Below are 12,190 nucleotides of genomic sequence, written 5' to 3'. Positions count from 1 at the left end.
TTTCCTTATATTGCACCGCATCATTCACGATATTGCGGTGCAAAAAGACACCCAGGCTTTTTTGCTTGCCTAGCGTTTTGCGATGACATAGCCTCACCCTGTTTCCGGCTTCAAGGGCGTCACCGTCATTAGGGAGCGGCGACAGTCTTTCGTAGGCCAAGGTGAGGTGGGCAGTAACGGTGCCCTCTGCACATCTGGCTTAGGTCGTGACACGCTGCCGGAAATATTTCCCCCCCGTGAATCGCTTGGGCAAGCCCTTGTGGGCTCAGCAAATGATTCATCACTATGAACCTCGGGAGGAATTCGGATGCGTGTACTTACGAAAGCTACCTATATTCTAACCACTGCGGCGTTTCTGTCGCTCGGCGCGGCCTATACGGCGTCGGCTAACGAGGACCTTGCAAAGCTGGCTTCGGATTCGAAGAACTGGGCAATGCAGACGGGTGACTACGCCAACACCCGCTATTCCAAACTCAACCAGATTACTGCGGACAATGTGAAGAACCTGCAGGTCAAGTGGACCTTTTCCACCGGCGTGCTGCGAGGCCACGAGGGTGGACCGCTTATCATCGGCGATGTGATGTATGTCCACACGCCTTTCCCGAACAATGTCTTTGCGCTCGACCTCAAGAATGACGGGAAGATCCTTTGGAAATACGAACCCAAGCAGGATCCCAACGTCATTCCGATCATGTGTTGCGATACGGTCAATCGCGGTGTTGCCTATGGTGACGGCAAGATCATTCTCAATCAGGCCGACACCACGGTCGTCGCCCTCGATGCGAAGACCGGCAAGGTCGTCTGGTCGGTCAAGAACGGTGACCAGACCGATGGCGGCAAAGGCGAATCCGGTACGGCTGCCCCCGTCGTCGTCAAGGACAAGGTGCTCATCGGCGTCTCCGGCGCCGAATTCGGTGTTCGCGGCTGGCTGGCCGCCTACAATCTGAAAGATGGCAAACTCGCCTGGAAAGCCTATTCGGAAGGTCCGGACGCAGACACCCTGATCGATCCCGAAAAGACCACGCATCTCGGCAAGCCGGTGGGCAAGGACTCCGGCACGAACACTTGGGAAGGCGAGCAGTGGAAGACAGGCGGCGGCACGACATGGGGATGGTATTCCTATGATCCCAAGCTGAACCTGGTCTACTATGGCACCGGCAATCCCTCGACGTGGAACCCCGTACAACGCCCCGGCGACAATCGCTGGTCGATGACGATCATGGCCCGCGATGCGGACACGGGTGTTGCCAAATGGCTCTACCAGATGACCCCGCATGACGAATGGGACTATGACGGCGTCAATGAGATGATCCTCGTCGACGGCATGGAGGTCAACGGCGCCAAGCACGATGTGCTGGTGCATTTCGACCGCAACGGCTTTGCCTACACCATGGATCGCGCCAGCGGCGACCTTCTCGTCGCCAAAAAATACGATCCGTCGGTGAACTGGGCGACGGAAGTCAACATGGACCCAAAGAGCGATCAGTATGGCCGCCCGCAGGTCGTGGCGAAATATTCGACCCAGCAAAACGGCGAAGACACCAACTCGACCGGCATCTGCCCGGCCGCGCTTGGAACCAAAGACCAGCAGCCGGCCGCCTACTCGCCGAAGACCGGGCTGTTCTATGTCCCGACCAACCATGTCTGCATGGACTATGAGCCTTACAAGGTAAGCTACACCGCCGGTCAGCCCTATGTTGGCGCCACCGTGTCGATGTACCCGGCCCCTGGCGGCGACGGCAGCATGGGCAACTTCATTGCCTGGGATGCAGCCAAGGGTGAGATCGTCTGGTCGAAGCCCGAGATGTTCTCGGTGTGGTCTGGCGCGTTGGCCACGGATGGCGACGTCGTCTTCTACGGCACGCTCGAAGGCTACATCAAGGCGGTCGATAAGGACGGCAAGGAACTCTACAAGTTCAAGACCCCGTCCGGCATCATCGGCAACATCACGACCTACGAGCAGGGCGGCAAGCAGTACATCGCCGTTCTGTCGGGTGTTGGCGGCTGGGCAGGTATTGGCCTGGCAGGCGGCCTGCTTTCGCCTGATAACGCCGCTGCCTGGCATGGCGCCGTCGATCAGGGCCGTGCCCAAGGCGATGAGGCCGCCGTCGTTGGCACCGCTGGTCTTGGTGCCGTCGGTGGCTACGCGGCACTTGCCGACTACACGACGCTGGGCGGTCAGCTCACCGTCTTCGGTCTCCCGGATTGATGCGCTGGGAACCTTGAGAACGCCTCAGGTCTTGTGAGACCAAAGGCTTGAAGAACGAGAGCCCGGATCATCCGGAAGCCATGGCCGGGCTCTCGATTCGGTTACGCACCCAAAACACCGATCAATGCCGGTCGCGCCAGCAAAACCGTGTCCATTGGCAAATGAAGGAAGTTTGAATGTCCGTTCGCATTGTAATTTCGGCTTTGGTCCTGGCTCTGCTGCCTCTGGCAAGCTCAGGCGTCGCCCAGGCCGACGACAGCATGGAAAAAGCCAAGGCGGTGAAGGAAGAAGGCGGCAAGTATTTGGATGCGGATGGAAATCCGACCTACAATATCGAAAACGGAACCGTCGATTGGTACACGTTCAGCGGCTACCGCCGGTATCACTCCGATTGCCATGTCTGCCACGGACAGGATGCAACAGGTTCGAGCTATGCGCCGGCTTTGGTCAACAGCCTGAAAAACATGGATTACGGCACGTTCCTCTCGATCGTCGCCGAGGGCCGCAAGAATGTCGGCGGCGGCAAGGAAAACGTCATGCCTGCCTTTGGCGACAACAAGAATGTCTATTGCTACATGGACGACCTCTACATCTACCTGCGCGCGCGCGCAGATGGCGCGGCGCCCCGCGGACGGCCGCCCAAGCACGAAGACAAGGCCCAGGCGGCGAAGGATGCCGAAGCATCCTGCATGGGTGGGTGACATGATTGGCCGCGATGCATTGAAGCTGCGCGTCGTTCTGCCGATCCTCGGCACGCTCGCCTTGCTGCCGTCGAATGCGCATGCGCAAAGCGCCGGCCTTGGTGCGGCGGGAGAACTGGTCGACCCCGACATCTTGCGCGTCTGCGCCGATCCCTCGAATATGCCCTTCACCGACAAGAGCGGCGAAGGATTCGAAAACAAGCTGGCAGAGCTGGTTGCCGCGAAAACCGGGCGCAAGTCCGTCTCCTACACCTGGTTTCCCACGATCACCGGCTTCGTGCGCAATACGTTGGGGGCCAACCGATGCGACATCATCATGGGCTATGCCCAGGGCGATGAGCTGGTGCAGAACACCAACGCCTACTATCGCTCCGCCTATGTGCTTGTGCATCCGAAAAGCCACGATATGGAAGGCGTGGAAACGATCGAGGATCCCAGACTCAAGGGCAAGACGATCGGCGTCGTTGAAAGCACGCCGCCAACCGCCAACATGGCCGCCAACAAGCTCCTGCGGACCGCCAAGATCTATCCGCTTGCGGTGGATACCCGCGTCACCCCATCCATGGGGGAGGTCATGATCAAGGACATGCTGGCACACAAGATCGATGCGGCGGTGCTGTGGGGACCGATGGCAGGTTACTATGCCAAGGAACTCGGAGCTGATGTGACGATCGTTCCACTGGTGAAGGAAAAAACCGGCTCGCGCATGTCTTACCGCATTACCATGGGCGTACGTCCGTCCGACCAGGAATGGAAGCGGACGCTCAACCGAGTGATCAGGGAAAACCAGGCGGAGATCACCAGGATCCTGCTGAGCTATAACGTGCCGCTGATCGACGAACACGACAACCTGATTACCCAATGAATGGAAGGGAGACTATTTTCTTGCTGGTCGCCGCGAGCCTTCTGGGTCTGACCGAGCCGACATGGGCTGGCGATGTCGCCGAACCCAGCGGTTTCCGGATGGACGACTATCGGGCGCCGGTGCCGCGGACGCTGCAAGGCGCGAGGGTGGTGACGACGGTGGAAGCGGAAGCGCTGTGGCGGGCGAAAAAGGCGATCTTCTTCGACGTGATGCCGGACACGCCCAAACCGACCAATTTGCCGGCAGGAACCATATGGAGGGACAAGGTCAGAAAGGACATCCCAGGCAGCATATGGCTGGCCAATGTGGGATACGGCGCTATTTCGCAGGAGACCGCCAGCTATTTTCGCCAAGGCCTCGAGGCCAAGGCCGGGACGGACAAGTCGCGCGCGATTCTGTTCTACTGCATGACGAATTGCTGGATGTCGTGGAATGCGGCGAAACGGGCCGTCGAGTGGGGCTACAGTTCGGTAATCTGGTATCCGCTCGGCGCTGATGGGTGGGAAGATGCAAACCTTCCACTGGAGGAGAAAAAACCCTATACAACGAACAATTGAAGTAAGGACTGCAATTATTCTCGATAGTTGGTTTTCAACTTTTCAAAACCTATTGTTTCATTTGTCCATTTTGAGACTTGATGGACGAGCCATTGCGTCGGTGCCCTGCAATGGTTGGCTAACGACAGGATCGGTCCCTTCGGGCTGGTATTAAGAGGAGAAATGTCATGAAGAAGAACTGGAAAAAACCGACCATGTGTCAGGTTGCCGCTGGCTTCGAAATTTCACGGTATCTGCCTGCTGAAATTACTCCCAAGAAGTAGGCCGCAGAGGTGCGCGTCCCTGGCGACAGGGGCGCGCATCCCCTCGCCCCATGGATTTTCGTGAAAGATTTTGACGCACGCAAAGCGCGCGAAGCGTTTTTTGTGACTGCAAATTGCCTGCAGGTCAGAGAAGCCGGCGCGCGGGCATTTTCATGCATTTGAGGATCATCGGATCGGCGGCGGGCGGCGGCTTTCCGCAATGGAACTGCAACTACCGTCTGAGTCGTGCGGCTCGCACCGGCATGGCCGGGGTGCATTCACGAACCCAGTCCAGTATCGCCGCCTCCGCGGACGGGTTCGGCTGGGTTCTTTTCAATGCCTCGCCCGACATTCGCCAGCAAATCGCTGCAACACCTGAACTGCAGCCTGCGGGCGATGCGCCGCTGCGCTCCACGCCTATTCGCGCGGTGGTGCTGACCAACGCCGATGTCGATCATATCGCTGGACTGCTCAGCCTGCGCGAGCGGCAGCCTTTCGCCATTTATGCAACGGCGCAGGTTCTGGCGACGCTGGAGGCGAATTCGATTTTCAACGTTCTCGATCCAGCGCTTGTGCCGCGGCGCATCCTGCCGCCGGCGAAAGAATTGGCCATTTGCGACGCAGAAGGCCGCGAGACCGGCGTAATGATCGAGCCCTTTCCAGTGCCCGGGAAGATAGCACTCTATCTGGAGGATAGAGACCATCCGGATGCCAATTTCAGCTCCGACGCAGGTGATACGATCGGAGTCCGAATTGCCGGCATCGGCAGCCGCGGCTCCGTCTTCTATATTCCGGGCTGCGCGCGCATCGATGCGGCCTTGCGCACGCGTCTCACCGATGCCGCCTGGCTTCTGTTCGACGGCACGGTCTATACCGACGACGAGATGATCGTCGCCGGCGTCGGTCAGAAAACCGGCGCGCGCATGGGGCATCTGGCGATCTCGGGAGAATCGGGTTCGATCGCAGGCTTGGCCGATGTGAGGGTCGGCCGTCGCGTCTTCGTCCACATCAACAACACCAATCCCATCCTTGACGAGAATTCCGCCGAGCACGCGGCGGTCAAGGCGGCCGGCTGGGAAATCGCAAGCGACGGTATGGAGATGGAATTTTGAGCGACTTCCGCGATGCAGCCAAAGGCGGACTCTCCAAGAGCGCTCTCGAAGCCGTGCTGAGGCAGGTTGGCGCCGAGCGCTATCACAATCGCCATCCCTTTCACCACAGGATGACCAGCGGCGCATTGTCGAAGGCCGAGATAAAGGCCTGGGCGCTGAACCGCTATTGCTATCAGGCGGTCATCCCGCGCAAGGATGCCATGATACTCGTGCATGCCGAGGATCCAGCGTTTCGCGCCGCGTGGCGCAAGCGGATCGAGGATCATGACGGCGAGGACGGCTGGAGCGGCGGCATCGCGCGCTGGCTGCATCTGGCAACTTCGCTCGGCCTGGACGCCGAGGCCGTGAAGAGCGAAAGGCTGGCACTGCCGGCGACGCGCTTCGCGGTGGGCGCTTACCTTTCCTTTTGCACAAACCGGACGTTGTTCGAGGCGGTCGCGTCCTCGCTGACCGAGATGTTCTCGCCACTCATCATCGGCGAGCGGGTGCCGGCAATGCTGGCCAAATACGACTACATCACCGAGGACACGCTGGCCTATTTCAGGCAACGGCCCGAACAGGCCTCGCGTGACGCCGACTTCGCCCTCGCCTACGTGCTCAGCCATGCCGATACGGCGGAGCGCCAGCAGCAGGCAATCGATGCACTGGTGTTCAAATGCGATATACTCTGGGCCATGCTTGACGCGCTTCAACACGCCTATGGCGAGCAGGGAAACATACCGCCCGGCGCCTTCCAGCCCGAGGCAGCCCAATGATGGCGCTGCGCGAAAGAGCCGTGGTGTCGTTGCGATCGGTACCTTCGCTGCCGAAACACGTGCGCATACAATACGATTCCGTGCGGCAGGCATTCGCCGTGCTTTCACCCGAAAAGATATTCTGGCCGAACGATGTCAGTCTCGATATTTTGCGCCGCTGCGATGGACGGTCAACGGCAGGCGATATCATTGCTGGCCTTGCCGCGGATTATGAGGCCGAACAGGAGGCCGTGGCGACCGACGTCCTCGCCTTCCTGCAGGAATGGTCGGACAAGCTGCTGGTGAGGTTATGAGCACGCCCCTCCTCCCTCCAATCGGCATGCTGGCGGAACTGACGCATCGCTGCCCGCTGCAATGCCCTTATTGCTCCAATCCGCTGGAACTGCTGAAGGCCAATCGCGAACTCGACACAGAGACCTGGCTCGCCCTGTTCTCGGAGGCCGCCGATCTGGGAGTGCTCCAGGTGCATCTGTCCGGTGGCGAGCCGACACTGCGCCGCGACCTCGAGCAATTGATCGCCGGGCTTGCGGGGCGCGGCGTCTACACCAATCTGATTACCGCGGGCGTTGGCATCGTCGAGGGCCGTATCGAGGCATTTGCCGAAGCCGGCCTCGACCATCTGCAACTGAGCTTTCAGGGCGCGCGGCCGGCGACCACCGATCGCATCGGCAACCACAAGGGCGCTCACGAAAAGAAGCTGGAGACGGCACGCCGCGCGCGCGTTGCCGGTCTGCCTCTTACCATCAACGCACCGATCCATCGCCATAACATCGAGGAAGTGCCGGAATTCATCGATCTCGCCCTTTCGCTGGGCGCGGAGAGGCTCGAGATCGCCAATGTGCAGTATGCCGGCTGGGCGTTGACCAATCGCGACCAACTGATGCCCGAGCGTGAAGCGGTCGACAGGCAGGCGGAGATCGTTGCGGAGGCACAGGAGCGACTGGCCGGCATCATCAACATCGATTTTGTGACGCCGGACTATTTCGCGATCTATCCCAAGCCGTGCATGGGCGGCTGGGCGCGGGACGCCTTCATGGTGACGCCTGACGGCACCGTACTGCCCTGCCATGCCGCACAGACGATCCCGTCGCTCAGCTTCGAGCGTTTCGAACCACGCAGGCTGTCCTCGATCTGGGCCGATTCACCGGGGTTCAATGCCTTTCGCGGCACGGACTGGATGCAGGAACCCTGTCGCGGCTGTGAGCGGCGCGAGATCGACTGGGGCGGCTGCCGCTGCCAGGCGATGGCGATCGCCGGCGATGCCGCTGCAACGGACCCCGCTTGCGCGAAATCGCCGATCCATGCTCGCATGGCAATGCTGATCGACGAAGCCAAGCGCATTGCCACAGCTCCTTCGAGAGAAGAACCGTTCGTCTACCGGCGGATCGGTGCCATGACCGAATCCGCCTGACCTGGCGAGAAAGCGCTTCTCACCCCCTCCGGAAAACGCGAAGCGTCTGCTCGTCAAACAATGGCTCGTCCTGGCCGATGCGCACAAACAGAAGCCTGTGCCCCTCACCCGCCGGCACCTCGAAATACTGGATGCCGTCAGGCATTTCACCCCAGTCGCCGCAGGGCGGTTCGGGAACCTCGTCGGAACTGGCAAGCGCTTTGAGTTCTTCCGCATAGGAGGCGTCAGGGCTGAATGAGTAGCGTTTGACGCCTGCAGGCTCCGTGCCCTGCGTGTAAGGCGTCAGCACGCAGCGGGCGCTGACAGTCTTGTCGGTTTTTTCCAGGAACAGGCGGCGCAATGCAGCCTCGGCAGTTTCACCCGATATGATGTCGAACAGTTCGACGAGAGGATCGGCCGCGCCGCCGTCGCTGTATTTGATGGCAAGCGCGTTGTCGGCGAATTCGAAATGAATCTGGCGGAAGCCGAAGTCGCAGCGTTGCGCCCAGGCGGCCAGCCCGATATTTTTGTCAGACAACCTTTCCCAGACGCATTTGTCGATCGGCGAGCGCGACGGCGCCGGCTCGTCTGCCATCGCGGACATTGTCGCGGATGCAAGCAGGGCGCAGGCCCAGATGATCGATCGCACCCTATTCATCGCTGCATCCTGTCAAGGTAAAGGCATCCCATGCGGAGCCGTCTGAATTGGCATTGGCGAAGTCGGCTGGCACGCTCAAACCAGCCCGAGCAGAAAGGCCGCGCCACCGAGAAAACCTGCCGAGCAGGTCCATAGCAGCCAAAGCCCCCGGACCCGGCATTCGAGCACTGCCGAGCCGGGGTTGGCGGGGTCATAGTGGACGTCGACCTTGCTGCCTTCGATATACTGCCGTGCCTGGCCGCCGACGAGGCCGGACAGCGAGGCGGTCACGGTGGCGCCGAACGTTACACGATCGGCGCTGTAGCGCTGGCCGGCGACGCCATAGGAGTAGACGATGCGGGATTTGAAGACGGTGCGCCAGCGGCCATAGCCTGAATGGTTTCGGAGCGCCTGCAGACCTGAAGTGTCGATGCGGCCAACCACGATCGGCCATTTTGCCGCCTGCTCGGCCAACGCTTTCTGGGCGAAACCGATGCTCAGGATGAACAAGCCCATAAAAAGCAGCAACGCCGCGGCACCGAGATTCTGCGGTTTGGGCAAATGCGGCCCGATCGCCTCCAGAACACCGCCGACGGAAAACACCAGCACAACCGCGCCGAACACTAGGCCGGCCGAGAGTTGGACCATGAACTTGAAGGCGCCGTCCGGCAGGGTGCGCTCGATCACCGCTTTGCTCGGATCGGCCGGATTGTAGAAGACAGTCACCTCCGCGCCGCGGGGAAACTGGGCAAGGGTCTCCGTGACTTCGAAATTCCCCAAATTCTCTTTCACGCTGTAGCGCGAGCTTTGAAATTTCTTGCCGCCGATCTTGTATTCGAAGGTGATCGCCGGAAAATTGCGCATTTCGGTGGTGTCAGTGCTGTCCGAACCAACGCCCGAGTTTCTGACCTCACGTGCCTCGACGCGCGAGGAAATGATCTTTCCCGGCGTCGGCAGCCAGCGGCTGAGTGCCTTCACCTCTCGCCATTTCATGAAGGTGATGAACGACAGCGCGCCCGCGACCACGCAGGCAAAGCCGACAAGCATGATCTTGAGTTCCAACTCGTCTCCCCCCAGGAGTGCAGGAACTCGCACATAGACAGCAAGGCTGCGGCAATGTCTTGCTTATTCGCAAAATCTGAAAAGGTTGAGCAGCGCAAACGGCAACAGCCCACGCCGCGTCATGCAGGCTTCACGGCCAGGAACGTGTTCCATTCTTCGCTATCGCGGCCGACGTTGAAATCGTCCCTGATGAGGACGAGCCCGGCGCCTTCGAGACGGGCCGCGAAGTCGTCCCTGCGCCAGTAGACCGTATGATATTCGCCTGATGTCTCGCCGTCGCCATTACGCATCGAGACGAGAAAGGCGCCGCCCGGGCGCAGCGACCCGGCTATCTTGGCAAGCACCTGGTCGGTCTCGTCGCGAGGCACATGGATGAGGACGCACAGGGCCAGAACCGCGTCGTAGGGGCCGCCGAGATCATCGGTGATGAGATCGAGCAACTCGCCATGCTTGCCACGCGCGGCCTGCAGTTCCAGAAACCGCTTGGTCGCGTCGGTGCGCCGGACTTTGACACCCAAAGTCTCCAGAAAATCCGCGTCGTATCCGGCTCCGGACCCGACTTCCAGAATCCGGCCGCCTGTACCGGCGATTGCCACCAGGCGCTTGAGCGATGCCTGCTCCCTCTCGTTGGGAACATGGCGCACGATGGCATCATATTGTTCCGCATAATCCTCGTAAGCGCTGATCGTTTGACGGCTCTGTGCCAGAGCCTCCGATGACACACCCATCTTTCCTCCCATGCGTCCATGTCGGTCAAAGAGCCGGACACTTTCCTCAGCGAATGCTGCCGGCGGAAGCGTGTCCATCGAGCAGCCCGATGTCGCGTTGCCCAGACCGCGGACATCAGGCAGAGCGAAGTGCGCCGGGACTGACGACTGTCTCAGTTGGCGTCGGCTACCGTCTGCCGGCCGCCGGCCCAGGCGCGCCATTGCCGTTCGTCGCCATGGAAGACATTGAGGTCTATGCGGCCGGTGACGCCGTGCGACAGGCCGGAGCCGGAATACTGCCAGAACAGCCATTTGCGGCCGGGATAGACCTTTGACGGATGCTGGGCCACGGCACGCAGCCAGAACGGATAGTCGAGGAATTCGCCCCTGAGATTGTCGCGGTAGAAATCGGGCGCGGTGTAGATGATGGGACGTTGGCCGTAATGCCGCTCCAGCTTGTCCATGAACACCTGCATCTTTTCCAGCACCTTTTCGCGCGACGGCCGCCGCTTGCAGCTGGACTCGCCGTTCCATTCGACGTCGATCACCGGCGGCAGTGCGCCTTCGACCCTGGGCACGTTGCGGATGAACCAGTCCGCCTGCTCGCCGGCCGTGCGGCACCAGTAGAAGAAATGGTAGGCGCCGCGCTTCAAGCCGGCGGCGTCGGCGCTGCGCCAGTTTTTCATGAACATCGGATCGAGGTGGTCGCCACCGTCGGTCGCCTTGATGTAGGCGAAGTTGGCGCCCTGGGCCCGCAATTTGTCCCAGTTGACGTTGCCTTGCCAACGCGAGACGTCGACGCCGTGCACTGCAAGGCGGCGAGGCGAACCCTTGCCGAAATTGATCGGCTTGGCGTCGCGAAATCCGTAACGGGTGAGCGGCCCGGCCAGCATGGCCGGTGCCGCGCGGGTCAACAGCTTGGGCGGCGACACCAAGGCTGCCGGCTCGACCGGCAGCCCGCCGACATCAGGCACTTGGGGATCAGGCACGTCGGGCGCGGCAAACACGCCCGTCTCTTCCTCCTCCGCCAAGCCGAACGGGCGCGGTTTTTCCCCCGGACCGTTGTCAGACATGGGAGCCAATCCGGCCCTTGCCGCCCTGTTGCCCCTTGCCGCCGGAGCAGCGGCGATCGGTGCCGGCGGCCGGATCACGGAACTGGTGGTCTCGTTGGACGGTTTCTGCAAATCCAGCGCGTCGACGCCGGCCGTCGACGAGCAGCCGGCAAGGCATAGCGATGCGATCAAAAAACTGACGACGCCCGGAATCCGCATCTGGACCTGTACTCAAAACACAACAGACCGAGGGCAAAACGACAGCCGACGGACAAACCAGATCAGTTATGAATGAGAAATTACCAATAAAGTTTGAATCAAGTTTTTTTCGCCCATACCGCGTGCGGCAAGCGCGATGGAAACCGGCTAGGATTTTTTGAAAACGCCGATCATCGGCCCGAGATTCCAATAGTCGTCTTTGCGGCCGATGGCAGGCGCAAACAAGCTTGATATCGTGCCGTCGAGGAAGAGCGCGTTGTCGCAGCCGAGCGCATCGCGGAACAGACGGGCGAAGGCATGGAAGGTCACCATGCCGTTCGAAATCGCAAAAACCGCGACGCCGTCCTTTCGCACCCCGACACCGTCTCGGGTTTTCCGCGAAGTGCCGTCAGCCTGGAATTTTGGATGCAGCTTGCCGTCGATCACCAGCATCGGCCCCGATTGCGTCGCATAGTCGACGGTCGGGCGCCTTTTCACGAAATCCCTGGTGGCGCGGACCGCGGCCTTGCCGTCGCGCATGTAGAAAATGCCGTTCGGCTGCAGGGAAAAATTGCCGCTTCCCGATCCCGTTTTCACCGAGGCCATCTCCTGGCCACGCTCGACATAGAGGCCGACCGGCGCGAGGTTCGGGTGATACATACCGGCATTGATGCCGAACAGCATGGTGCGCCCTGCCGCCTGT

The 12,190-nt window shown here is 60.6% G+C and carries 13 protein-coding genes; 8 read left to right on the top strand and 5 right to left on the bottom strand.

What is annotated here, in order from left to right:
- The first annotated feature begins 433 nt into the window (after positions 1–433).
- The 8 genes from EN964_RS10780 to pqqE all read left to right on the top strand — a co-directional run bounded on the left by EN964_RS10780 (position 434) and on the right by pqqE (position 7,852).
- Complete coding sequence (locus EN964_RS10780; RefSeq protein ID WP_372337995.1) at positions 434–2,209, top strand: methanol/ethanol family PQQ-dependent dehydrogenase; 1,776 nt, start codon at positions 434–436, stop codon at positions 2,207–2,209.
- 176 nt (positions 2,210–2,385) lie between these two features.
- Positions 2,386–2,910 (top strand): c-type cytochrome, methanol metabolism-related, encoded by a 525-nt coding sequence (locus EN964_RS10775; protein ID WP_127267401.1) that lies wholly within the window; start codon positions 2,386–2,388, stop codon positions 2,908–2,910.
- Positions 2,882–3,775 carry a substrate-binding domain-containing protein gene (locus EN964_RS10770; RefSeq protein WP_127267402.1) on the top strand — a complete coding sequence of 298 codons (894 nt, stop codon included), beginning with the start codon at positions 2,882–2,884 and terminating at the stop codon, positions 3,773–3,775. Before EN964_RS10775 ends, EN964_RS10770 begins: the two co-directional genes overlap by 29 nt.
- Positions 3,772–4,332 carry a PQQ-dependent catabolism-associated CXXCW motif protein gene (locus EN964_RS10765; RefSeq protein ID WP_127267403.1) on the top strand — a complete coding sequence of 187 codons (561 nt, stop codon included), beginning with the start codon at positions 3,772–3,774 and terminating at the stop codon, positions 4,330–4,332. Before EN964_RS10770 ends, EN964_RS10765 begins: the two co-directional genes overlap by 4 nt.
- A gap of 415 nt (positions 4,333–4,747) precedes the next feature.
- Positions 4,748–5,686, top strand: a complete 939-nt coding sequence (pqqB, locus tag EN964_RS10755; RefSeq protein WP_127267404.1) for a pyrroloquinoline quinone biosynthesis protein PqqB — start codon at positions 4,748–4,750, stop codon at positions 5,684–5,686.
- On the top strand, positions 5,683–6,441 hold the full coding sequence (pqqC, locus tag EN964_RS10750) for a pyrroloquinoline-quinone synthase PqqC (RefSeq protein ID WP_127267405.1): 759 nt from the start codon (positions 5,683–5,685) through the stop codon (positions 6,439–6,441). Before pqqB ends, pqqC begins: the two co-directional genes overlap by 4 nt.
- Positions 6,438–6,734 carry a pyrroloquinoline quinone biosynthesis peptide chaperone PqqD gene (pqqD, locus tag EN964_RS10745; RefSeq protein WP_127267406.1) on the top strand — a complete coding sequence of 99 codons (297 nt, stop codon included), beginning with the start codon at positions 6,438–6,440 and terminating at the stop codon, positions 6,732–6,734. Before pqqC ends, pqqD begins: the two co-directional genes overlap by 4 nt.
- Positions 6,731–7,852 (top strand): pyrroloquinoline quinone biosynthesis protein PqqE, encoded by a 1,122-nt coding sequence (gene pqqE, locus EN964_RS10740; RefSeq protein ID WP_127267407.1) that lies wholly within the window; start codon positions 6,731–6,733, stop codon positions 7,850–7,852. Before pqqD ends, pqqE begins: the two co-directional genes overlap by 4 nt.
- A gap of 19 nt (positions 7,853–7,871) precedes the next feature.
- Here pqqE and EN964_RS10735 read toward each other — a convergent pair whose 3' ends face one another.
- The 5 genes from EN964_RS10735 to EN964_RS10715 all read right to left on the bottom strand — a co-directional run.
- Positions 7,872–8,489, bottom strand: coding sequence for a hypothetical protein (locus tag EN964_RS10735; protein ID WP_127267408.1), 618 nt, complete (start codon positions 8,487–8,489; stop codon positions 7,872–7,874).
- A gap of 75 nt (positions 8,490–8,564) precedes the next feature.
- Positions 8,565–9,530, bottom strand: a complete 966-nt coding sequence (locus EN964_RS10730; RefSeq protein ID WP_236382785.1) for a DUF3592 domain-containing protein — start codon at positions 9,528–9,530, stop codon at positions 8,565–8,567.
- A gap of 119 nt (positions 9,531–9,649) precedes the next feature.
- A complete protein-coding gene (locus EN964_RS10725; protein WP_127267409.1) occupies positions 9,650–10,258 on the bottom strand; it encodes a class I SAM-dependent methyltransferase in 609 nt (202 codons plus the stop codon).
- A gap of 152 nt (positions 10,259–10,410) precedes the next feature.
- Positions 10,411–11,508 (bottom strand): GH25 family lysozyme, encoded by a 1,098-nt coding sequence (locus tag EN964_RS10720; RefSeq protein WP_127269863.1) that lies wholly within the window; start codon positions 11,506–11,508, stop codon positions 10,411–10,413.
- Between the two features lie 147 nt (positions 11,509–11,655).
- The coding region (locus tag EN964_RS10715; RefSeq protein ID WP_127276346.1) for a phosphodiester glycosidase family protein at positions 11,656–12,190 on the bottom strand (535 nt) is incomplete at its 5' end.

This window comes from Mesorhizobium sp. M7A.F.Ca.CA.001.10.2.1, assembly GCF_003998575.1.
In the GTDB taxonomy this organism is placed as follows: Bacteria; Pseudomonadota; Alphaproteobacteria; order Rhizobiales; family Rhizobiaceae; genus Mesorhizobium.
This window is presented reverse-complemented; position numbering and strand designations above follow the sequence as displayed.

What these genes read in the sequence shown, in the direction of transcription:
- EN964_RS10780 (WP_372337995.1), top strand. Translation starts at nt 434, where the DNA reads ATGCAGACGGGTGACTACGCCAACACCCGCTATTCCAAACTCAACCAG.
- EN964_RS10775 (WP_127267401.1), top strand. Translation starts at nt 2,386, where the DNA reads ATGTCCGTTCGCATTGTAATTTCGGCTTTGGTCCTGGCTCTGCTGCCT.
- EN964_RS10770 (WP_127267402.1), top strand. Translation starts at nt 2,882, where the DNA reads ATGCCGAAGCATCCTGCATGGGTGGGTGACATGATTGGCCGCGATGCA.
- EN964_RS10765 (WP_127267403.1), top strand. Translation starts at nt 3,772, where the DNA reads ATGAATGGAAGGGAGACTATTTTCTTGCTGGTCGCCGCGAGCCTTCTG.
- pqqB (WP_127267404.1), top strand. Translation starts at nt 4,748, where the DNA reads ATGCATTTGAGGATCATCGGATCGGCGGCGGGCGGCGGCTTTCCGCAA.
- pqqD (WP_127267406.1), top strand. Translation starts at nt 6,438, where the DNA reads ATGATGGCGCTGCGCGAAAGAGCCGTGGTGTCGTTGCGATCGGTACCT.
- pqqE (WP_127267407.1), top strand. Translation starts at nt 6,731, where the DNA reads ATGAGCACGCCCCTCCTCCCTCCAATCGGCATGCTGGCGGAACTGACG.
- EN964_RS10735 (WP_127267408.1), bottom strand. Translation starts at nt 8,489, where the DNA reads ATGAATAGGGTGCGATCGATCATCTGGGCCTGCGCCCTGCTTGCATCC.
- EN964_RS10725 (WP_127267409.1), bottom strand. Translation starts at nt 10,258, where the DNA reads ATGGGTGTGTCATCGGAGGCTCTGGCACAGAGCCGTCAAACGATCAGC.
- EN964_RS10720 (WP_127269863.1), bottom strand. Translation starts at nt 11,508, where the DNA reads ATGCGGATTCCGGGCGTCGTCAGTTTTTTGATCGCATCGCTATGCCTT.